Source organism: Pseudomonas reactans (genome assembly GCF_013385825.1).
Taxonomy (GTDB): domain Bacteria; phylum Pseudomonadota; class Gammaproteobacteria; order Pseudomonadales; family Pseudomonadaceae; genus Aquipseudomonas; species Aquipseudomonas reactans.
Window position 1 is genome coordinate 155,536 of record NZ_JACAPG010000006.1, and the last position, 22,933, is coordinate 178,468.

17 protein-coding genes are annotated in these 22,933 nt (G+C 58.3%); 10 read left to right on the forward strand and 7 right to left on the reverse strand.

The features are described from left to right. From HX868_RS06865 to HX868_RS06890, 6 genes are all read left to right on the forward strand, one after another. Complete coding sequence (locus HX868_RS06865) at window positions 1-1,062, forward strand: threonine aldolase family protein (protein WP_095014681.1); 1,062 nt, start codon at window positions 1-3, stop codon at window positions 1,060-1,062. Next, entirely contained in the window at window positions 1,059-2,363 is a 1,305-nt protein-coding gene (locus HX868_RS06870; RefSeq protein WP_177002365.1) for a hypothetical protein, read from the forward strand. The genes HX868_RS06865 and HX868_RS06870 overlap by 4 nt, the downstream gene beginning before the upstream one ends. Beyond that, a complete protein-coding gene (locus tag HX868_RS06875) occupies window positions 2,360-3,577 on the forward strand; it encodes an MFS transporter (RefSeq protein ID WP_177002366.1) in 1,218 nt (405 codons plus the stop codon). Before HX868_RS06870 ends, HX868_RS06875 begins: the two co-directional genes overlap by 4 nt. Then, window positions 3,577-4,692, forward strand: coding sequence for an aminotransferase class V-fold PLP-dependent enzyme (locus HX868_RS06880; protein ID WP_177002367.1), 1,116 nt, complete (start codon window positions 3,577-3,579; stop codon window positions 4,690-4,692). The genes HX868_RS06875 and HX868_RS06880 overlap by 1 nt, the downstream gene beginning before the upstream one ends. Window positions 4,693-4,905: 213 nt before the next feature. After that, window positions 4,906-5,892 carry a guanitoxin biosynthesis L-arginine gamma (S) hydroxylase gene (gene gntB / locus HX868_RS06885; protein WP_177002368.1) on the forward strand — a complete coding sequence of 329 codons (987 nt, stop codon included), beginning with the start codon at window positions 4,906-4,908 and terminating at the stop codon, window positions 5,890-5,892. A 90-nt stretch (window positions 5,893-5,982) separates the two neighbouring features. Then, window positions 5,983-7,524: an alkaline phosphatase D family protein gene (locus HX868_RS06890; protein WP_177002369.1), complete on the forward strand. Its 1,542-nt coding sequence runs from the start codon at window positions 5,983-5,985 to the stop codon at window positions 7,522-7,524. Between the two features lie 109 nt (window positions 7,525-7,633). On the opposite strand, the gene HX868_RS06895 is transcribed toward HX868_RS06890, so the two are convergent. Both HX868_RS06895 and HX868_RS06900 read right to left on the reverse strand, forming a co-directional pair. Beyond that, the gene (locus HX868_RS06895) at window positions 7,634-10,159 is read right to left on the reverse strand and encodes a PepSY domain-containing protein (RefSeq protein ID WP_177002370.1); all 2,526 of its coding nucleotides are present in this window, start codon (window positions 10,157-10,159) and stop codon (window positions 7,634-7,636) included. A gap of 135 nt (window positions 10,160-10,294) precedes the next feature. Further along, complete coding sequence (locus HX868_RS06900; protein WP_177002371.1) at window positions 10,295-12,607, reverse strand: TonB-dependent receptor; 2,313 nt, start codon at window positions 12,605-12,607, stop codon at window positions 10,295-10,297. Window positions 12,608-12,811: 204 nt separating this feature from the next. Between HX868_RS06900 and HX868_RS06905 the strand changes: the two genes are divergently transcribed. Continuing rightward, window positions 12,812-13,492, forward strand: a complete 681-nt coding sequence (locus tag HX868_RS06905) for a Fe2+-dependent dioxygenase (protein WP_016976258.1) — start codon at window positions 12,812-12,814, stop codon at window positions 13,490-13,492. 1 nt (window position 13,493) lies between these two features. Continuing rightward, on the forward strand, window positions 13,494-14,246 hold the full coding sequence (locus tag HX868_RS06910) for a tetratricopeptide repeat protein (RefSeq protein WP_177002372.1): 753 nt from the start codon (window positions 13,494-13,496) through the stop codon (window positions 14,244-14,246). Between the two features lie 88 nt (window positions 14,247-14,334). Here HX868_RS06910 and HX868_RS06915 read toward each other — a convergent pair whose 3' ends face one another. The 5 genes from HX868_RS06915 to HX868_RS06935 form a co-directional block, all read right to left on the reverse strand. Beyond that, window positions 14,335-15,498: a type III PLP-dependent enzyme gene (locus HX868_RS06915; protein ID WP_010213203.1), complete on the reverse strand. Its 1,164-nt coding sequence runs from the start codon at window positions 15,496-15,498 to the stop codon at window positions 14,335-14,337. 445 nt (window positions 15,499-15,943) lie between these two features. Next, window positions 15,944-17,101 (reverse strand): osmoprotectant ABC transporter ATP-binding protein OsmV, encoded by a 1,158-nt coding sequence (locus HX868_RS06920; protein WP_003171711.1) that lies wholly within the window; start codon window positions 17,099-17,101, stop codon window positions 15,944-15,946. Next, window positions 17,098-17,751, reverse strand: a complete 654-nt coding sequence (locus HX868_RS06925) for an ABC transporter permease (RefSeq protein ID WP_010213201.1) — start codon at window positions 17,749-17,751, stop codon at window positions 17,098-17,100. Before HX868_RS06925 ends, HX868_RS06920 begins: the two co-directional genes overlap by 4 nt. Before the next feature lie 9 nt (window positions 17,752-17,760). Beyond that, window positions 17,761-18,657 carry a glycine betaine ABC transporter substrate-binding protein gene (locus HX868_RS06930; protein ID WP_177002373.1) on the reverse strand — a complete coding sequence of 299 codons (897 nt, stop codon included), beginning with the start codon at window positions 18,655-18,657 and terminating at the stop codon, window positions 17,761-17,763. Between the two features lie 9 nt (window positions 18,658-18,666). Next, window positions 18,667-19,383 carry an ABC transporter permease gene (locus HX868_RS06935; protein WP_033903365.1) on the reverse strand — a complete coding sequence of 239 codons (717 nt, stop codon included), beginning with the start codon at window positions 19,381-19,383 and terminating at the stop codon, window positions 18,667-18,669. Window positions 19,384-19,714: 331 nt separating this feature from the next. Between HX868_RS06935 and HX868_RS06940 the strand changes: the two genes are divergently transcribed. Together HX868_RS06940 and HX868_RS06945 are read left to right on the forward strand one after the other, a co-directional pair. Continuing rightward, window positions 19,715-21,298, forward strand: a complete 1,584-nt coding sequence (locus HX868_RS06940; RefSeq protein ID WP_010213196.1) for a peptide chain release factor 3 — start codon at window positions 19,715-19,717, stop codon at window positions 21,296-21,298. A gap of 246 nt (window positions 21,299-21,544) precedes the next feature. Then, the gene (locus tag HX868_RS06945; RefSeq protein ID WP_218168589.1) at window positions 21,545-22,924 is read left to right on the forward strand and encodes a DUF6002 family protein; all 1,380 of its coding nucleotides are present in this window, start codon (window positions 21,545-21,547) and stop codon (window positions 22,922-22,924) included. Window positions 22,925-22,933: the final 9 nt, after the last annotated feature.

Genomic DNA, 22,933 nt, shown 5'->3' on the forward strand with positions numbered 1-22,933 from the left:
ATGTTTATCGATCTCAGAAGCGATACGGTCACCAAGCCAACGGAAGGCATGCGCAAGGCTATCTACCAGGCGGAAGTCGGGGATGAATGCTTCGGCGAAGACCCGAGTGTGCGGGCTCTGGAAGCGTTCTGTGCCAATTACTTTCAGAAGGAAGCGGCGCTCTTTACCACGGGTGGCACGTTGAGCAATCAGTTGGCTATCAAGTCCCTCACCCAGCCCGGTGATGAGATTTTTCTGGATGCTTCCTACCACATCAACTATTACGAGGCCGCTGCTACATCGGCGTTTTCCGGCGTCAACTTCTCATTGTCGTCCCACGAGAACGGGTTGTTTGACGTCAGTGACCTGGAAAAGCTGTATGCCTCGCGTTGCCGCTGGAACCAGAACTACGCGTTGCCACGCGTGGTGGTGGTTGAAAACACCCTCGGGTGCAAAGGCGGTGCGATCTTTCCTCTGGCACAGATGAACGAAGTCTTCGGTTATGCCAAGACTATCGACGCCTATCGTTACCTGGATGGTGCTCGCATCCTCCACGCCTCTATCGCGTCGGGCATTGATGTGACCTCCTACACGGAAAACGCCGACCTCATGTCCATGTGTCTGTCCAAGGCACTGGGCGCACCTGTGGGCTCGATCATGGTGGGCTCCAAAGAGCTGATCCAGCGCGCCAGGAAATACCGTAAATGGTTTGGCGGCGATCTTCATCAGGCCGGCATGATGGCCGCCGCCGGGCTCTATGCGATGCACAACAATATCGAGCGCTTGGCCGAAGATCACGAGCATGCGGCCCTGCTGCACCGTCTGCTCAGCGATATCGATGAGACGCCTGCACACTACAAGGGAACCAATATGGTGACCCTGGATGTTTCTTCGCTGGGTATGACGCCGATGCAGTTCGGTACTCACCTGAGCCAACAAGGTGTCGCCGGCTTGCCTTATAACGCACGGGAAATGCGCTTTATGCCGCATATCAATATCAGTCGCGCCGACATCCTCAAGGCAGCGGGGATAATCAAAGCCACCGTGCGTGAATTGAGTTCAACGCGGGAGGCCGTCAAATGATCTACAAGAAAAATATAGTCGTGGTTGTCGATGCCTATTCGATTGGCAGTTTGATCGCGCCTGCGTTCATGTCACGTGGGTATGAATGTGTGCACGTGCGTTCGACCGCTGACGTGAACGCGTTTTATGAGACCTGGTTCCGCACCGGGGACTTCATCAACGACCTGCTTTATCGTTCGGATGCAGAGTTGCAGGAAGCACTGTCCGACTATTGCGTGCAGTTTGTCTTGGCCGGTTGTGAGTTCGGCGTGGAGTTGGCCGCCCATCTGGCTGCGCTGTTCAACGTCCCGCGCCATAACAATCCTGACCACGCAGTGCGCTGGCGCGACAAGTACCAAATGCACGAGGCGTTGTCCCGGGCGGGTGTACGATCGATCAAGCACTTCAAGTCAGATGCGTTGCCGGGCATTCTGGACTGGGTCAAGGAAAACCACATGCTGCCGGTGGTGGTGAAGCCGGTTAAAAGCGCCGGTTCCGACAATATCCACATTTGCACTGACGTCAGCCAGATTGAACACGCCTTCAACGTCATAAAGTCCAGTCGCAATATTTTTCTGGAAAGCAATGAAGAGATCCTGGTGCAGCAATACCTGGATAACTCGGACTTCAACTCGGAGTTGTTGCTCAGCAAGTCCAAAGACGTCGACATCGAATACTGCGTGAATACCGTGAGTGTCGATGGCCTGCACTACGTCAGCGAAATTATCCGTGTCTACCGGACTCGTATCGGTGCCTCGCCGGTGCATGACTACAACCAGCTGATGTGCCCGGTGGAGAATGCCGACGTCTACAGTCGGCTGTCCGGTTACATATTTTCTGTACTCGATGCGCTGGGCATCCGGCAAGGCGTCGGGCATAGCGAATTGATGATCGTCAATGACGAACCGGTGTTGCTGGAGACGGCTGCGCGCATGCCGGGCGGTATCGATCTTTCGGCCTATACCCGAGCCTTGGGGCATAACCAGTTGAGCCTCTGGATCGACTCGTTGATTAACCCTCAGGCTTTTCTCGACTACCGCCAACGGCCGCGGAAAAAGCTCTACTTTCATTCCAGCTGTGTGTTTCTGATCTCGCGGCATGCGGGGCCAATCAAGCGTTCGCCGGACATCACGGCGTGGAAGGCGATCCCCGGCGTGCACAGCATTAAAATCCAGGATGACGGTGTACTCAAACCGACCATTTCCCTGGAAAACAGCCCCGGTCATGTATTCATCCTCGACAGCGACCGCACGAATATTCAGCACAGTATTGAATTGCTGCGTGAGCACGAGCCAAGCGTCTACAGGGAAATGCTGACATGAAGCACGTCTCGGAGGGACTGGTAGCCCAGAGTCAAGCCAGAGTCTATGACAGAACGGTGATCCTGCTGCTGTCGGCGACCTTTATCCTGACCGTCGCCAGGGCGCTGGCGTTGCCCTATCTGGTTATTTACTTCTCCGAGGCGTTTGGTCTGGGCGTTGCGGATATCGGACTGGCGGTCGGCGGTGCATTGATCGTCAGTTCAGTCCTGGGGGTCTATGGCGGGTTCCTGGTGGACAGGTTCTCCAACTACCGGGTCATGCTCGTCGCTGCGACGGTGTTCGCCCTCGCGTTCGCGGTGGCGTTCCAGGTCACCAGCCTGGTGCCGTTCATCATCGCGATTGTGGTGGTGAACCTGGCCTATGCCGTGGTCGACATCGCAGTTAAATCCGGCATAGGTTTTCTGGTGGCGCCGGACAAGCGCGGCGGGGTGTTCTCACTGAAGTACACCCTGACCAACGTCGGCTATGCCATCGGACCTTTTCTCGGTGTGATGTTTGCCAAAGTCAGTCCCGGAATGCCGTTTGCCGTGGCCGCGTTGATCGGGGCGGTCTTTGTCCTGCTGTATGGGCTGGTGGGTGGACGAATTCCTCGTCCGACGGGCAGTGCGAGTGACGGTAGCGGAACGAGCTTTGCCAACGTACTGGTGCATTTGGTCAAGAACTATCGGCTGGTGTGTTTCACGATCGGCGGCATTCTCAGCGCCATTGTGTTCGGGCAGTTCACCGCCTACTTGTCGCAATACCTGATCGTGACGAGCGACCCGCAAAATGCGTATCAGATTATCAATTACCTGGTCACCACCAACGCCTGTGTGGTGATCGGTCTTCAATACCTGATCGGCTCGCGGATCAACCAGCACAACCTGTTTCGCATGTTAATGCTGGGGATGCTGTTCTTTGTGGTAGGGCTGATGGGGTTCGCCTATGCACAGATACCGGTTATTTGGGTACTTGCGATGATCGTTTTTACCGTGGGTGAAATCATCATTATTCCGGCGGAATATCTGTTTATTGATTACATAGCACCGGAGGATATGCGCGGCGTTTACTACGGCGCACAGAACTTGTCGAACCTGGGGGCGGCCCTCGGCCCGGTATTGTGTGGGATAGCGTTATCGCTTTATGCGCCCCAGGCGATGTTCTATGTCTTGTCCATGTGTATCGTGGTGGCGAGCGGTTTCTATTTTATGGGCTCACGAAATAGGGCTGATTGATGATTCACTTTAATACTGCAGGGGCCGGTCGTGTTTCCGCTGAAACGTTGCATGTGATGCAGGTTTATTTGCAAGAGGAATATGAACTCGGTGCCTATGAAACCGAACTGTCCTACGCCGCAACGCTGGACGGCGAAGTGTATGAAAATATCGCGCGGTTACTTGGCTCGACTGCACGCAATATTGCACTTTTCGATGGCGCTACCAAGGCGTGGGTGACGGCGCTGAACGCGTTGCCTTGGACCAAGGGGGCGCGTGTCGTGGTCACGCCCTATGAATACGCCGGCAACCTGATCGCATTGTCTGAGTTGCAGCGCCGCTACGGCGTGGTGATTGACGTAATGCCGCTGCTGGCAAATGGTGACCTGGACCTGCAATGGCTGGCACAGCACATGAGCGCGCAAGTCATGCTGGTCTCGGTCGTGCATGTGCCGTCGTGCTGCGGCATCGTGAACGATGTTGAAGCGGTGGGTAATATCTTGCGTGATTACCCGTGCTTTTACTTCGTTGATGCTTGTCAATCGGCAGGCATGCTGCCCCTGGATGTGCAGGCTATCGGTGCCGATGTGTTGACCGCCGCCGGTAGGAAGTTTCTTTGCGGGCCCAGAGGCACGGGGTTTGCCTACCTGTCCGAGGATTTTATGGCGGCTGCGCAACCGCGCTTCACTGACCTGAGCAGGGCCAGCGTTGACGTGCGCGGGGTGGTGAGTCTGGGGGCTGATGATGCGCGGCGTTTTGAGTATGCCGAGCGTAACAATGCGGCAGTGGTTGGGTTGAACCAGGCGATCAAAGACCGTCTTTCCGTGGCCTATAACATTGAGCGTGGGACCTACCGGTTTCTTTATCAACAGTTGGCCCAAACGGCGCATATCAGCGTCATCGCTCCAGGTACACAACAAGCGGGGATCATTGCCTTTACCCACGCTAATTATTCGGCAACTGAACTTGTCGATTACATGCGTGCGCAGGGCGTGAATGGCTGGCCGGGTTATGCCTCACATACGCCTTACTACATGTTGGGGCAAGGGCATGATCGCTTTGTGCGGCTATCGATTAATAATAAAAATAGCCTTGAAGATGTGCAGGTGTTCATGGAGTTGCTGGCGAAACTGTAATATTCATATTATATAAATAACAGGGTGGTGTGGTGGCGATACTCGCCGAGCATTGTCTGTGCTTCTATCGGTTGGCCAAGACAGGTGCAAACTATTAAGTTGCTCCGGCGGTTGAGTGTGGGTGATCAAGCGCTCGTCGCGTGGCCCGTTTTTATAATGTTGCGTATCAGGTAAATTACACTGGGCGCCTCGAACTGAGGAAAAGGAATTCTGATGGGTAATATAAATAAGTTCAATCCTGCCAATGAAGTGAAGCAACGACTGCGTGCACTTTACAAAAAGGATAACTGGCACTGGATGTTGGCGGTGTTGGCCGACGTGGCCGTTATCTCACTGGCGGTGTTTTTTGCGGATCGCTACAACTACCTCTACCCACTGGCACTCCTGTTTATAGGCTCCCGGCAACGGGCCTTGGCCTCGCTGCTGCACGAAGCCGCGCACATGACGCTGACCCAAAGCAAAAAACTCAATAAAGTCATCGGCGAATATTTGCTCGGCTACCCGATCTTCCAGAATTATGAGGCTTACCGACGCTCCCATGTGCAGCTTCACCATCACAATCTCGGTGACCCCCATAAAGACCCGGACCACCGCTATTACATCGAATCGGGCCTGTATAAAGCGACCGACCGCTTCGATTTTCTGATCGGGCATTTGCTCAAGAGCCTGACACTGGCCAATACCTATCGTTACTTCCTCTACCTGGTCAAGAATCGGGCTGGGGATATCCTGGCCAACCCGTCACAAGGCTTGAAATTGCTGGCTGTTCACACGGTACTGCTGCTGGTTTTCAGCTACTTCATCGGTCCGTGGGCCTATGTAGTGTTTTGGCTGGTGCCGTATTTCACGGTGTTCCAGGTGATTGGCTGGTTATCCGAAGTCTCTGAGCATTTCGGGATGTTTGGCCTCTACCACGAAGAAGTGCAGCTCACTCGCAATCGCTTCCCCACGCTGCTTGAACGTTCGATCATCGGGATGCATGGCGATAACTACCACCTGACCCACCACTTATTTGCCGGTATCCCGTTCTGGAACTTGAAGAAAGCGCATCTGGTGTTGATGGACGATGAGCGTTACGCCGCTGCCAACCAAGGTTGCGGTGGGATTTTCACGGCGAAGGGCGATGCCAAATCCAGTATTGATCAAATATTCGAGGCTTATCGCAGCGGAAAGATCAGCGCTGTTGCCGTCCCTCAGTGATGCGTGGATAACGCATTATCGGCTGGGCTGTCATAGTCGCTTCATCCGGCCATGTTTAAGTTCCTCTTTTGATATTCAGAGGGCATGTGCATGAGCCACTTCGATCTCGGCCGCCGCCGCGTGATGCAAGCCGTCGGCGCCGGCCTGTTGCTGCCGGGCCTGGCCCCGGCGGTGATCGCCTCGGTCAAGGACCGGCCACAACTCACCGACGGCGTGCAGTCCGGCGACCTGCTCGGTGATCGCGCCATGATCTGGAGCCGCAGCGACCGCCCGGCCCGCATGGTGGTGGAGTGGGACACCCGCAGTGTCTTCAGCAACCCGCGCAAATTCATCTCACCCCTGGCCGACAACCGCACCGACTTTACCGCCCGTGTTGAACTCACCGGGCTGCCCGCAGACCAGGCGATTTTCTACCGTGTGCACTTCGAAGACGCCCAGACCAGCGTCGCCAGTGAACCCTGGTTCGGCCACCTGCGCAGCGTGCCGCAACAGCGCCGCGACATCCGTTTTGTGTGGAGTGGCGACACCGTCGGCCAGGGCTTCGGCATCAACCCGGACATCGGCGGCATGCGCATCTATGAAGCCATGCGCCTGCGCTTGCCGGACTTCTTTATCCACAGCGGCGACACCATCTACGCCGACGGCCCCGTGCCGGCCCAACTGACGGTCGAAGACGGGCGCATCTGGCGCAACATCACCACCGAAGCCAAGAGCAAGGTTGCCGAAACCCTGGATGAGTATCGCGGCAATTACCGCTACAACCTGATGGATGAAAACGTCCGTCGTTTCAACGCCGAAGTGCCGCAGATCTGGCAGTGGGACGACCATGAAGTGGTGAACAACTGGTCGCCGAGCAAGCAGTTGGATGAGCGTTACCAGGTCAAGGACATCAACACCTTGGTCGGCCGTGCGCGCCAGGCTTGGCTGGAATATTCACCGATGCGTCGGCAGAGCGCCGACGGCGGCGGACGGATTTATCGCAAGCTCAGTTACGGTCCGCTGCTGGATGTGTTCGTGCTGGACATGCGCAGCTATCGCGGGCCCAACGATGACAACTTGGGCGGTGAAAAACCCTTCCTCGGCCGCGAGCAATTGGACTGGCTCAAGCGTGAGCTCAAAGGTTCGCAGGCGCAGTGGAAAGTCGTCGCCGCTGACATGCCGATTGGCCTGGGTGTGCCCGATGGTGAAGTGAGTCCTGGCGTACCGCGTTGGGAAGCGATTGCCAATAATGACCCGGGCGCACCGCAAGGGCGTGAGCTGGAAATTGCCGAGCTGCTGGGCTTTTTAAGGGCGCAGAAGGTGCGCAACCACGTGTGGCTGACGGCGGATGTGCATTACTGCGCGGCACACCACTATCACCCGGATCGTGCGGCGTTCCAGGATTTCGAGCCGTTCTGGGAGTTTGTAGCCGGGCCGTTGAATGCCGGGAGTTTCGGGCCTAATCCGTTGGATAAAACCTTTGGGCCTGAGGTGGTGTTCGAGAAAGCGCCGCCGGCGCAGAACACCTCGCCGTTTGCCGGGTTTCAGTTTTTTGGCGAGGTGAATATTGATGGGCAGACGGCGGAGTTGACTGTGGTTTTGCGGGACCTGGATGGCGTCTCGGTGTTCGAACAAAAACTGCAACCCGCCTAAACCCCGCTCCCTGTAGGAGCCGGCTTGCCGGCGATGGCGCCCTTGAGATGTATGCAGGGCTCAAGGGCCTCATCGCCGGCAAGCCGGCTCCTACAGTAAAGGGGGGAGGTCAGTAGACATCGCGGCGATAGCGACCTTGCTCAATCAACCGCTCCACGGCCTCGCTGCCGAGTATGTCCACCAACGCCTGATCCACGCCTGTCGCCATCCCCTGCAGACTCCCGCACACATAAATCGCCGCGCCGTCGCTGAGCCACTTACGCAGCACTTCGGCCGATTCACGCAGGCGATCCTGCACGTAGATTTTTTCCTCCTGGTCACGGGAAAACGCCAGGTCCAGCAGCGCCAGATCCCCACTGGCCAGCCAGCCTTGCAATTCGTCCTGACAGAGGAAGTCATACTTGATATTGCGTTCACCGAACAGCAGCCAGTTGCGCTGTTGGCCATCGGCAACGCGCGCCTTGAGCAAGCTGCGCAGGCCGGCCAGGCCGGTGCCGTTGCCCAGCAGGATCAGTGGCACGGGTACGTTTGGTAGATGGAAACCACTGTTGCGGCGCAGGCGCAGGCTAATGCTTGAGCCGAGGGCGGCATGTTCGGTGAGCCAGCCTGACCCCAGGCCCAGGCTGCCGTCGGGGTGGCGTTCCTGGCGCACGATCAATTCGAGTACGCCATCGCTGGCAATCGAGGCGATGGAGTATTCGCGCATGCCCAGGGGCGCCAGCGCGTCCACCAGCGCCTGGGCATGCAGGCCGACCAGGTGGGCACGATGCGTCGGCAATTGGCGAGTGGCCAGGGCTTGATCGAGGGTGTGCGCCATGCCGTCGATCAGCACGCCGTCACTGCCGGCCAGGCCCAGGCCTTCGAGGAAGTGCTCGATGGCCCAAGGACAGTTGCGCGGCAGCACTTCCACCAGGTCGCCGGCCTGCCAGCTTTGTGGCGAAGGTGAGGTGAGGCCCAGCAAGTAGACATCGGCGCCTGCGCTGTCGCGGTTGAGCAGGGTGCGTTGGCTCAGCGTCCAGTTTTCGTATTGGGCGGTCGGCCAAGCGGCCGCCGGGGCGTGGCCGGTCAGCTGGCCGAGTTGTTGTTGCCAGTGCAGCAGGGCGGCGGTGTCACCGCTGTCGACTTCCACGGGGGCAAACAGCGCGTTGCCGCCCTGATTGGTCAGCCAGAAATGCAGGCGCCGCGCGAAGCCGCAGAAGTGTTCGTACTGACGGTCGCCCAGAGCCAGGACCGAGTAGTTCAAACCCTTCAGGGACAGGTCTTGGCCGAGCACACTGCGCTCGAAACCGCGGGCACTGTCGGGCGCTTCGCCGTCGCCGAAGGTGCTGACCACGAACAGCGCATTTTCCGACTGACGCAGATCATCCTGGCTGACGCTGCCCAGGGACTGCACCTTCACCGGCAAACCAGCCGCCTGCAATTGGCCTGCTGTTTGCCACGCAAGCTGCTCGGCAAAACCGCTCTGGCTGGCGAAGCCGATCAGCCAGGCTGGCGCATCGCTGGCGTTGGCCGAGAGGCCTTTACGCGCGTCACGCACCTGGCGTTTCTTGCGACGACGGTCCAGGTATAGCAGCCAGCCTGTGATAAAAAACAACGGCATCAGCACCGAGCTGAGCGTGAGGATGATCCTTCCTGCCAGGCCGAAGTAACTGCCGGTGTGCAGTGCGTAGACACTGGTTAGCAGTTGCGAGCCGAAGGTCTTGCTGGCGTAGCGGTCGTGGGATTTCACCTCGCCGCTGGCCGGGTCCAGGTTGATCTGGTTCAGCGCGCGGTCATGGGGCGAATTTTCCAGCAGGTAGTACACGGTGGCCGGTTGCCCGGCGACGGCCGGCATGCGGATGTTGTAAGCACTCAAGCCTGGGCCGGCGTTGCTGTAGATGCTGCTCCAGATCGCATCGTAATTGGCTACGGGCGCCGGGCCTTCGGGGGCAGGGCCGCGTTTGCGCACCCGTTCATTCTGTGGGGCGTCGGACAGCAGCTTGGTCAGGCCCTGGCTGTACCAGTCGTAGGACCAATACAGTCCGGTCAGCGCCGACAGCAGATAGGCCAGCAAGCACCAGGTGCCGAATACCGAGTGCAGGTCCCAGTTGAAGGCCCGGCCCTTTTTGCGCCAGTCCAGGGTCAGCCAGACGCGCCAGCTCGCCACCTGGCGCGGCCAGCGCAGGTACATACCGGACAGGCAGAAGAACACCAGGATCAGTGTGCACGCGCCGGTGATATTGCGCCCGATATCGCCCATCACCAGGAAACGGTGAAATTGCAGCAGGAAGCCGAAGACGTCCTGGCCGACTACGTCGCCCATGTAGTCGCCGGTGTAGGGGTCGAAATAGCGCAACTGGCCACGGCGTTCACCGGGCGGCGGCGTGAAGAATACGCGGGCGGCGTTGCCGCTCTCGCTCTCAACGAACAGCATGGCCACGATCTTGCCTTCGGTGGCTTCCAGCTTGCGCACCAGCTCGGCGGGCGGCAATACGCCAGCTTCGCGTTTTTCCACGGTCAGTACGCTAGGGTTGAGCGCCCGCAGTATTTCATCCTGAAACGAGACCGCAGCCCCGGTGATCCCCATCAAGGCCAGCACCAGCCCGGCGGTAATGCCGAAGAACCAGTGCAACTGGAACAGGGTTTTCTTCAACACGTCTGACCGCCTCGTCTATCCGGATATGTAGGGCACGGCGCGCATTATGCCGTGGCTTGTCGAGAAACATTCTGTTTGACACGCAAAAGCCCCACGCATCCGATGCGTGGGGCTTTTGCTGCGTGGTGTGGCTGCTTAGAAGTGGAAGCTGGTGGTCAACAACGCCGTGCGCCCCGCCGCCTGGTTGGCGAAGTGCGAGGCGTAGGCCTTGTCGTAGTAGGTCTTGTCGGTCAGGTTCTGCACGTTCAGTTGCAGGTCGACGTTCTTGGTCAGCTTGTAACTGGCCATGGCGTCGTAGCGGGTGTAGGAAGGTACATACACGGTGTTGGCCGGATCGCCGTAAACCTGGTCGACGTAGAACGCGCCGCCACCGATGGTCAGCTTCGGGGTCACGTCATATGTGGTCCACAGGCTGAACGAGTTTTCTGGCGTGTTGGGCATCTGGTTGCCTTTGTTGGAACCGGCCTGCACGACACCCTGGCGGTTGCCGTTCTTGCCGGGGTCAACCAGCTCGGCTTTCAGGTAGCTATAACCAGCGAACACTTGCCATTGGTCGGTGATCTTGCCGCTGGCCGACAACTCCAGGCCGTCTACGCGGGATTCGCCTGCGGTCTGGTAGGTGTTGGAATCCACCAGGATGCGGGTGTTTTTCTTCTCGGTGCGGAACACCGCCGCCGACAGCGACAGGCGGTTGTGGAATAGGTCCCACTTGGTGCCCAGCTCGTAGTTGACGGTTTCTTCCGGCTTGAGGTCGCTGGTGTTGATACCGGTCGGGATCGCGTTGTTGTCCACGCCTTCACCCACCAGGCCGCCGGCTGGCGACGCCGAGGTGGCGTAGGAGGTGTAGATGCTGCCGTTGTCCAGCGGCTTCCAGACCAGGCCCGCTTGCCAGTTGAAGAATTGGCTGTCGTCCTTGACCTTGCTGCGCGCCTTGACGGTGGCGCTCGGCACGGCGTTGGTGTTGGCTTCGGTGTCGAAGGTGTCGTAGCGCAGGCCGACGTTCAGCAGCCATTTCGGGTCGAGTTCGATGGTGTCGAACACATACGCGGCGCGGCTGGTGGCCTTGGTGTTGGTGCCCATGTAGTTGCGGGCGATGCTGCCGTTCCAGGCGTCGTCCGGGTTTGGGTTGCCCAGCGAGGTGCACTGGCCGCCCTGGCTGCCGGAGGCCACGGTGCAGCCGCCGGTAGGGTTGCTGTTCGGCGTGACGGTGTAGCCGCTGACGCGGGTTTCTTCACCGGTGAATTCCAGGCCGGTGGAGTAGCTGTGCTTGAAGCCCAGGACCTGGAAATTGCCGAACAGGTCAGTCTGGTTGGTGGTGGTCGTGGTCGTGGACACGCGAGTGTTGGCGCGACGCCACACCGTGCCGAAACGGCTAACGTTGCGCTGGCTGTCGTCCGGTTGGGTCAGTACATAATCCTGACCGGTGCTGCCGTGGCGCAGGGTGTTTTTCAGCGTCATGTTGTCGTTCAGGTCGTGCTCGACGGAGAACGTGCTGATGTCGGCACGGGTCTTGCGGAAGTCGCGACTCTTGAGGCCGTAGAAGTTGTTGCTGTCGCCGCCGTCGGTGGGTTTGTCGTGGGCATGAACCGCCGTCGCGCTACTGTTGGGGAACGCGTACGGAATCCCCGAATCCGGCAGGTCGTTGCTTTCCAGGTGGTAGTAGCTGAGGTTGACGCGGGTCGGGGTACCCAGGCCAAACGTCAGCGACGGGGCGACACCCCAGCGGTCGTAATTCACCGCATCGCGACCGGCCACGTTCTGTTCGTGGCTCATCAGGTTCAGGCGGAACGCGGCGCTGTCGTCGAGGAACTGACGGTTCACGTCGAGTACGTAGCGGCGGGTCTGGTCGGAACCGTAGGTGAAGCCGCCGTTGGTGAAGTCCCGAGCTTGCGGGGTCTTGCTCACCAGGTTGAGGCTGCCACCGGCCGAGCCACGACCGCCGAACGACGAGTTCGGGCCTTTGCTGACCTCGATCGACTCGATGTCGAAGATCTCACGGCTCTGGCCGCCGGTGTCGCGCACGCCATCCAGGTAGGTGTCGCCCTGGGCGTCAAAACCACGGATGAATGGGCGGTCACCCTGAGGGTTACCGCCTTCACCCGCGCCGAACGTAATACCTGGCACGGTGCGCAAGGCGTCCTGCAGCGAGGTGGCGGCGGTGTCCTTGAGCACTTGTTGCGGCACCACGGTGACGGAACGCGGCGTGTCGACCAGCGGCGCGGTGTATTTCTGCGACGAGGCTTTTTCGACCTGGTAAGAGGTGTTGTCCTGTTCTTCGCCAGTAATGCTGGTGGCGCCCAGGGAGATGCTGTTGCGCTGGCCTTTTTGTTCAGTGTCTTCGGCCGCTTGCGCCAGATGGGCGACAGAGCTGGCGCTGAGGGCAACGCCGATGGCCGAAGCCAGCATGCGTGGTGAACTGGCAGGTATTTTTGTAGTGGTGCGCGACATGACGTGTCCTTTCCCCAAGGATGTGAGGCCGCGGAATATAGTGTTAACAAGTATTTCTATCAATTGCGATACATTGCTAATTGCACTGAATTTACATTCTTTACACTTTTTGCTTACGGTTTTGACGAACTCATTCGTCATGGCGTTTTACAGGGCGGATAAGAATCAATACCATTGGCGCCTCTCTGAATTCAGGTATTGCCCATGCTGCTGCACATCCCCGGCCTGTTCTCTCGTGAGGAAGTGCAGCGCATTCGCCAGGCCCTGGAAACCGCCGATTGGGCCGACGGTAAAATCACCGCCGGGCACCAGTCCGCCAAGGCCAAGCACAACCTGCAATTGCCCGAAGGCCACCCGCTGGCCAAGGAAATCGGCGCGGCGATGCTCGAGCGTTTGTGGCAGAACCCGTTGTTTATGTCGGCGGCGTTACCGCACAAGGTCTTCCCGCCGTTGCTCAACTGCTACACCGCTGGCGGCAGTTTCGACTTTCACATCGACAACGCCGTGCGCCAGCCCAAAGGCAGCCATGAGCGGGTGCGCACCGATTTGTCATCCACCTTGTTTTTCAGCGACCCCGATGAATACGACGGCGGCGAGCTGGAGATCCAGGACACCTTCGGCCTGCAGCGCGTGAAGTTGCCGGCCGGCGACATGGTGCTGTACCCCGGTTCCAGCCTGCACAAAGTCAACGCCGTGACCCGTGGTGCGCGCTATGCCTCGTTCTTCTGGACCCAAAGCCTGGTGCGCGAAGACAGCCAGCGCACCCTGCTGTTCGAAATGGACGGCGCGATCCAGCAACTGAGCGCCGACGTGCCAGACCACCCGGCGCTGATCCAGCTCACCGGCACCTACCACAACCTGTTGCGCCGCTGGGTCGAGGTCTGACATGGGCTTCTTGTTGCGTCGTGAAGAAGTGCTCAACGTCGAGCAACTGCAAAGCATGCTCGATGATTCCCCCGTGCGCGCCGCCCAGGCGATCCTGGTGGCGGCAAAGGAGGGCGTGGTCGATGCCCAGGCGCTGCTCGGGCAGATCCTGCTGGAAGGACGTGGCATTGCCCGCGATGAAGCGCTGGCATTGCGCTGGTTCCAGATTGCGGCAAAGGGCGGGCATTGGATGGCGCGCAATATGACCGGGCGGTGTTTGGAGCATGGCTGGGGGTGTGCGGCGGATGAAGCGGCAGCGGCGCGAGAATACCGTTTGGCCGCCGAAGCCGGCTTGGATTGGGCGCAATACAACTACGCCAATCTGCTGGCCACCGGGCGCGGTGTTGCCGAAGATCAGCCGCAAGCGTTGAACCTGTATCGCCAGGCCGCCGAGCAGGGCCATGCCAAGTCGATGAACCTGTTGGGCCGTTATCTGGAAGACGGTCAATGCTGCCCAAGAGATTTGGATGCCGCCGTGGATTGGTATCGACGCTCCGCCGAAGCCGGAGATTTTCGCGGGCAGTTCAGCTATGCGGCGGTGTTGGCTGACAGAGGTCAAATCGAAGCGGCGCTGGAGTGGTTGCGAGAGGCGTTGGCGGGCGGGAATTTGAAGTTTTTGCGCACGGCGCAGAAGGCGTTGGAGGCGGCAGACAATGCGCAAATCCGCGCGATGGCCGAAATATACAAAGATCGCGCTATGCACCTAAACCCGTAGGAGCCGGCTTGCCGGCGATGGCGATCTTAAGGACGCCATCGCCGGCAAGCCGGCTCCTACAAAGGTTGATCGCTCCCAGGAGGGATGATCAGACGTAGAAGGATTTCAGTGGCGGAAAGCCATTGAACTCAACCGCGCTGTAGCTGGTGGTGTAGGCACCGGTCGACAACCAGTACAGACGATCACCAATCGCCAGGTTCAGCGGCAGGCCGTACTTGTAGTTTTCGTACATGATATCGGCGCTGTCGCAGGTGGGACCTGCGATGACCACTTCTTCCATCTCGCCTTTCTTCTCGGTCCAGATCGGGAACTTGATGGCTTCGTCCATGGTTTCGATCAGGCCGGAGAACTTGCCCACATCCGTGTACACCCAACGCTCGACGGCGGTACGGGATTTACGCGCCACCAGCACCACTTCGCTGACCAGGATACCGGCGTTGGCGATCAACGAACGGCCCGGCTCCAAGATGATTTCCGGCAGGTCGTCGCCGAAATCTTCCTTGAGGAAGCGGATGATTTCTTCAGCGTAGGTTTCCAGGCTGTTGGTGCGGGTGATGTAGTTGGCCGGAAAGCCGCCGCCCATGTTGATCAGCTTGAGGTGGATGCCGTCTTCTTCCTTCAGGCGTTCGAAGATCACTTTGACCTTCGCGATCGCCGCGTCCCACACGCTGATGTCGCGCTGTTGCGAACCCACGTGGAACGAGATGCCGTACGGCACCAGGCCCAGGTCACGGGCGAGGATCAGCAGGTCCATGGCCATGTCGGTCTGGCAGCCGAATTTGCGCGACAAAGGCCAGTCAGCGGTGGTCGAGCCTTCGGTGAGAATACGTACATACACTTTCGAACCCGGTGCGGCCTTGGCGATGTTGCGCAGGTCGGCTTCGGAGTCGGTGGAGAACAGACGCACGCCCTTCTCATAGAAGTAGCGGATGTCCTTGGATTTCTTGATGGTGTTGCCGTAGCTGATACGGTCGGCGCTGACGCCACGGTCCATCACTTTGTCCAGCTCGTAGATCGAGGCGATGTCGAAGCTCGAACCCTTTTCTTTGAGCAGGTCGATGATCTCGACAGCCGGGTTGGCCTTGACCGCGTAATAGACCTTGGCGAATTCGAAACCGGCGCGCAGGTCATCGTAGGCCTGGCTGATCATCGCGGTGTCGATCACCACGAACGGGGTTTCTTGCTTGTCGGCGAACGCCTTCATTTTGTCAAAAGTGGCGCGCGCGAAATAATCTTCGACGTTGATCGACATGCTGGGAACTCCTAAGGGCAAACTAGATTGATCAATGGGTGCAAATGAACGTCCTCCGTATCCCCACTTTGGTTCGCCTACTTCCCAAGGCATGTCGCCGAAAGCAAAAAGGCCATGGGAATAACCGCTTCCCTTGGCCTTGCTGTCTCGTCGTCAGTACTTGAGCCGGATGGATCGTTTCCAGCATGGACGTTCGGCGCGAACTTTAGGGCGTGAGGGGCTTGAGATCAACTAAAAATGTCGCGTTTTTGCACGCGTTCGTCGCGCGAACCCGTGCAGCTACTTATGTAACCGACCGGTGTGACGGAATGATGTTCCCCGGATGGGGCAAATCAGCGGGAATTGTGGAGCCTTCATCGCCGGCAAGCCGGCTCCTACAGGGATCGGCGTCGTTGATGGCGACGCGTACAAATGTAGGAGCTGGCTTGCCGGCGATAGCGGTCTATCAGGCCAACGCAGTTTCCGCAGGCGAAACGATACTGGTCTTGCCCCCACGGGACTTACCCGAGCTCAGGTACTCGGCAATCGACTCCTGGGTCACTTCACCCAAGAACACCCGCTCCGCATCCATCACCGGCAACCACGACCGATTGAACTCGTACATGCGCGACAGCAGGATGCGCAGATGCTCGTCATACGCCGCCGTGGCGTTGAACTCGCGCAGGTACTGGCCGCAAGTCCCGGTCTGACGGTGCAGGTCGCGACGTCGTACGTAACCCAGCGCCTTGTTCTCGGCACAGGTGACCACCACGTAGCGACGGTCATGCTCGTCCATCAACTCCAGTGCATCGGCCACCGGCGTTTCAGGGCTCACCGACGGCGCGTTATCCGCCGCGTCTTCGGCCTTCACCAGCAGCAGTCGCTTGAGGGTGCTGTCCTGGCCCACGAAGTTGCTGACGAACTCGTCGGCCGGGTGCGCCAGCAGGGTATCCGGATGATCGATCTGCAACAGCTTGCCGGCGCGGAAAATCGCGATCTTGTCGCCCAGCTTGATCGCCTCGTCGATGTCGTGGCTGACCATAATCACAGTCTTGTTCAGCGCACGCTGCATCTCGAAGAACTCGTTCTGGATCATCTCGCGGTTGATCGGGTCGACTGCGCCGAACGGTTCATCCATCAGCAGTAACGGCGCGTCGGCCGCCAGGGCTCGGATCACGCCGATCCGCTGTTGCTGGCCACCCGACAATTCACGCGGATAGCGATGCAAATACTGCTTGGGTTCCAGCTTGATCATGCTCATCAATTCGCGGGCGCGGTCGTGGCATTTCTGTTTGTCCCAGCCGAGCAGCTTGGGCACCACCACGATGTTTTCCTCGATGGTCATGTTGGGGAACAGGCCGATCTGCTGGATCACATAACCGATGTTGCGACGCAGGGTCACTTCGTCGAGGTCGGTGGTGTCTTCGCCGTTGATCAAGATCTTGCCCGAGGTCGGCTTGATCAGGCGGTTGATCATCTTCAGCGTGGTGCTTTTGCCGCAGCCGGAGGGGCCGAGGAACACGCAAATCTCGCCTTCATTGACGGTCAGGCTTACATCGTTCACGGCGGTGACAGTCTTGCCGTTGCTTTGGAAGGTCTTGGACAGGTTTTGAAGTTCGATCATTTGAGCAATCCTTTTGGAGTCAGCGAGCGTTGCAGCCATTGCAAGAGCAGGTCGGCGAAGATGGCCAGGAGACTGACCAGCACGGCGCCAACGATCAGCATCGACATGTCGCTGCGGCTGATGGAAGCCAGAATAAGTACACCCAGGCCACCGGCGCCGATGGTGGCGGCGATGGTCATGACGCCGATGTTCATCACCACGGCGGTGCGCACACCGGCGAGGATCACTGGCACGGCGATGGGCAGCTCGACCATGCGCAGGCGCTGGCCGAAGGTCATGCCGATGCCGCGTGCGGCTTCGCGAATGCCCGGCTCCACGCCGGTCAAGGCGAGGTAGGTGTTACGCATGATCGGCAGCAGGGAGTAGAGGAACACGGCGGTGATCGCCGGCATCGGCCCCAGGCCCTGGCCGAACTTGGAGTAGAACGGCAGCAGCAGGCCGAACAGGGCGATGGACGGCACGGTCAGCAGCACCGTGGCGCTGGCTTGCAGCGGGCCGGCGAGCGTCGGGAAGCGCGTCATCAGGATGCCCAGGGGCACACCGATCAGGATCGCGAGGATCACGGCGATGCCGACCAGGGTGATGTGCTGCCCGGTCAGTTGTAGAACTTGGGCCCAATCAAGATGGGAAAAGGCGTTCAGGAATTCCATGTCTTCTCCTTATTGATTGATCGGATGTTGGCGCAGGAAGTCGGCGGCAACCGCGGAAGGGCTTTCGTGGTCGACGTCGACCCGCGCGTTCAACTGGCGCATGGTTTCGTCGTCGAACAGCTCGGCCAATGGCTTGAGGTCAGCGGCCAGTTCCGGGTGGGCGTCGAGATACACCTGACGCACCACGGGGGCGGCGGTGTAGTCCGGGAAATAGTGCTTGTCGTCTTCCAGCAGCTTCAATTTGAAGGCGTTCAGGCGACCGTCGGTGGTGTAGACCAGCCCGGCAAACACCTGGCCATTGCGCAGCGCGGTGTAGACCAGGCCCGCGTCCATCTGCCGGGTGTTTTTGCGCGTGAGGTTCATGTCGTACAGCTTGACCATGCCGGCCAGGCCGTCGGAGCGGTTGGCGAACTCGGTGTCCAAAGCCACCAGGCGGTTGCTCTTGGCGTCTTGCGCCACGGCTTGGGTCAGGTCGCTGATGCTGTTGATCTTGGGATGCTCAGCCGCAACCTTCTCCGGCAGCGCCAGGGCGTAGGTGTTGCTGAAGCGCGAAGGGGAGAGCCAGACCAGGCCTTTTTTCGCGTCGAGTTCTTTCACCCTTGCGTAGGACTGTTCGCTGTCGAGTTTCTCGTCGACGTGGTTGTAGGCCACCAGCGACACGCCGGTGTATTCCCAGATCAGGTCCAGTTGCCCGCTTTCCTGGGCACTGCGCGCCAGGTTGCTGCCCAGGCCACCGGTCACGCGGGTGTCATAGCCCTTGGTGCGCAGGTACTGGGAGGTGATTTCGGCCAGCAGGGTCTGTTCGGTGAACACCCGGGCGCCGATGCGGATCACGGGTTTTTCGGCGGCTTGCGCAATGCCTGCAAACAGCAGGACGCAGCTCAGTATCAAGGTCAGTTTTTTCATGTCGATTCCTTAAGACGCACGCAGCCCGCGTTCCAGCCAGAGGCGGCTGGCCAGGGTCACCAGGCCATCAAGCAGCAAGGCCAGCAGCGCGGTGCACGCGGCGCCAAGCAGCAATTGCGGCTGGTTGTTCAGGGCGATGCCGGGGAAGATCAGGCTACCCAGGCTGTTGGCGCCAATCAGGAAGGCCAATGGCGCGGTGCCGACGTTGATCGCCAGGGCCACGCGCACACCACCGATGATGATCGGCACGGCGTTGGGCAATTCCACGCGAAACAGCACCTGGCGCGGCGTCATGCCGATGCCGGTGGCGGCTTCTTTCAGAGAACCTTGAACGTTTTTAAGGCCTTCGTAGGTGTTGCGCACGATGGGCAGGAGGGAGGCGAGGAACAGCGCGAAGATGGCCGGGCCACTGCCAATGCCGAGGACGCCGAGGGCGATGGCCAGTACGGCCAGGGGAGGGACGGTGTTGCCGATGTTGAAGATCTGCATGAAGCGTTCTGCGCGCCCGACCATGTGCGGTCGGCTGAGCAGGATACCGGCGGGGATGCCCACAACGAGGGCCGCCAGCATGGAGACAAGAACGAGGATCAGATGAGCTTGCAGGTAAAACAACAAATCGTCGCGGTACAGTTCGATCGTGTTGATGCCGATCCAGTGGACCAGCAGGGCCAAGAGGGCGACGACAACCGCTCCTCCTATCAGCCCTTTGCCATAGCGAATAGCCACAGGCGGACTCCTTTTTTCTTCTGTCGGCGTCCACATTTCCGAGCGGCAATGCCATTCCTGGCTGTCGGCAAATGTGGTCGCGAAATGCAGCTCGTCGATACCGGCAACGCGGTAAAAATCCGAGCCATGAGCGCAGCCTCGTCAGGCTAACTTGCTGATTTATCAGCCCCTGTTCCGAGTGCGGTAGCAGGGGAGTGGACGTCTCGACCTTTTAAAAGGTTCCATACTTGGCAGCATTTAGCCACCCCTAATCGGGTGAACGGTGGTCCGGCCCCTGGGGTTTGCGCTATACTCGCCGCCCTTTTTTGACTCACCTGCCAGGCGATTTCCCATGACCCACCAGGCCGCCGAAGTCGCGAAACGCCGCACTTTCGCCATTATTTCCCACCCCGATGCCGGTAAAACCACCATCACCGAGAAACTCTTGCTGATGGGCAAGGCAATCGCGGTGGCCGGCACGGTGAAATCCCGCAAATCCGACCGCCATGCCACCTCTGACTGGATGGAAATGGAAAAACAACGGGGTATTTCCATTACCACGTCGGTCATGCAGTTCCCGTATCGCGACCACATGGTCAACCTGCTCGACACCCCCGGCCACGAAGACTTCTCCGAGGACACCTACCGCACCCTGACCGCGGTGGACTCGGCGCTGATGGTCCTCGACGGCGGTAAAGGCGTCGAGCCGCGCACCATCGCGTTGATGGACGTGTGCCGTCTGCGTGACACGCCCATCGTCAGCTTCATCAACAAACTCGACCGCGACATCCGCGACCCGATCGAGCTGTTGGATGAAATCGAAGCCGTCCTGAAGATCAAGGCTGCGCCTATCACCTGGCCGATCGGTTGCTACCGCGACTTCAAGGGCGTGTACCATCTGGCCGACGACTACATCATTGTCTACACCGCCGGTCACGGTCACGAGCGCACCGAAACCAAGATCATCGAGAAACTCGACTCCGACGAAGCTCGCGCCCACCTGGGTGACGAGTACGACCGCTTTGTCGACCAGCTGGAACTGGTGCAGGGCGCCTGCCATGAGTTCAACCAGCAGGAATTCCTCGATGGCCAACTGACCCCGGTGTTCTTCGGTACCGCCCTGGGCAACTTCGGTGTCGACCACGTGCTCGACGCCGTGGTGGATTGGGCCCCGCGCCCATTGGCCCGTGTCGCCAACGAACGCACCGTGGAACCGGTCGAAGAGAAATTCACCGGCTTCGTGTTCAAGATCCAAGCGAACATGGACCCAAAACACCGCGACCGTATCGCTTTCATGCGCATCTGCTCCGGCAAATACGAAAAAGGCATGAAGATGCGCCACGTGCGCACCGGCAAGGACGTACGCATCGGCGACGCCCTGACGTTCTTCTCCTCCGAGCGTGAACAGCTTGAAGAGGCCTACGCCGGCGACATCATCGGCCTGCACAACCACGGCACCATCCAGATCGGCGACACCTTCACCGAAGGCGAAGCCCTGGGCTTCACCGGTATCCCGCACTTCGCCCCGGAACTGTTCCGCCGCGTGCGCCTGCGTGACCCGCTGAAATCCAAGCAACTGCGCCAAGGCCTGCAGCAATTGGCGGAAGAGGGTGCCACCCAGGTGTTCTTCCCGGAGCGCAGCAACGACATCATCCTCGGCGCCGTCGGTGTGCTGCAGTTCGATGTGGTCGCCAGCCGCTTGAAAGAGGAATACAAGGTGGAGTGCTCGTATGAGCCGATCACCGTGTACTCCGCGCGCTGGATCGATTGCAGCGATAAGAAGAAGTTGGAAGAGTTTTCCAACAAGGCGGTGGAAAACCTGGCGGTCGACGGTGGTGGTCATCTGACTTACCTGGCGCCGACCCGGGTGAACCTGGCGTTGATGGAAGAGCGCTGGCCGGATGTGAAATTCCGTGCGACCCGTGAGCACCATTAAGGTCTGAGCGGTAAAGAAAAGGGCGAAGCTGTCATGGCTTCGCCCTTTTTTGTGGCGCCTTCTGGTGAATGCGTGTAGTGGATATATAGAATATTGCTTGTAGTTATTTTCCCAAATAAGCGTAGGCAAAAGCACTCAATGTAAGTGGTCAGATTCCGTTTTGCCGTTGGCTTTCATTTTTATGGCGACAAGGTCTATTCCTACGTCTAGCTTCCATATTGTATTTGAACTTTGTGGAGGTTAAGGATGGGGCAGGCTAATGAGTTAGGTGCGTTAAAAAAATTAGAAGAGCACGGCGATAAAAATAAAAGGGTCGCCATTCTCGATCGCTATTATGATCGCCTTGTGAAAAGTACTGCTGACTTTGAATTGTCTTGTCTCAATAGTGAGTTCGAGCCTTTAATGGAGCTTCCTATATTAGATGGGCGTATGCGTCAATTTCTTTCAGTGGCAACGGCACAGTTTTATGAGCTTGGAACGTATGGCGGCGTGCCCCTGCGGTTGCTTGACCTGAGGGGTAACCCAAATACTCAAACGACGAAAACGCTGGCGTCGACTTTAATTGTTGCCCGTGCAGTCCGGCATATTCAGAGGACAGGAGAAAGTATTCTACTGTTTTCACCGTCATCAGGGAATAAAGCTATTGCATTGCGTGATGCGGTATTGCGCGCACTACAAGCAAAGCTGGTTCATGAAGAACAGCTGCGAATTGTCACGCTAACTCCGATCCAGACAGTAGAAAAGCTTCGCTGCAACGAGCTATATGAAAATCCGAGGCTTCGGAAGTTAAATCCAATCTTTGTGCTCCATACGGATTCACCAGAGCGGGTGAAGGCTGTGGGTCAGGAATTTAAGGAGGGGTTTTCTGGTGTTGAGCGTACGGGAATAAGATTATGGCATTCACTACGCCTTGAAAATTACCGGTTCTCCGATCAGTCACGAGCTTTTTTTGATTTTGAATACGGAGACGCATGGGATGTAGATCGTAAGACAGTCCATGTGCATGCTGTCTCCAGTGCATATGGTCTATTAGGGTATTTGTCAGGAATAAAAGCCTTAAGGAAGAGCAATCATTCCGTGGCGTCTCCATTATTTATGTTAGTTCAACATTTGGCTACAAGTGACATGGTGCTGCACTTGTTGGACGGTGATTTCTCTGGCATGTCCACGCCTAACTATTCGCTTGTGTCGGGCGGATTGTGGGTGCAATCAGAGTCCCCGCATTTCCCTGCGACTACCTGGAACCCTAATGATGTTCTTGAGCCGACTTTTTACACGCATCATCCTGCCACTGCTGATGAGATGAGTGCAGCGATAAAACAAAGCGGCGGTTCAGGTATTGTTGTATCTCTTCATGAGTGCTTGCAGCGCTATAGCGAGTGCGTTCACCTCTTAGCCAAAACGCCGGTGAGATTGCCCTCTGATCCTAGGGACCTTAAGGAATGGTCGTTAGTTATGGCGATTAGTGGATGCTTGAACGCAATTGATCGAGGCCTTTTAACGGAAGTTGATGGATATACCATACATGCTTCGGGAACCTACTCGAGCCAAGATTACAAACCCGTTCCTGATGAGGGACTGATTTATGTAAATGCGGTCGAGGAAATGCTAGCGTATTTTCGCTAGTGATGGGCA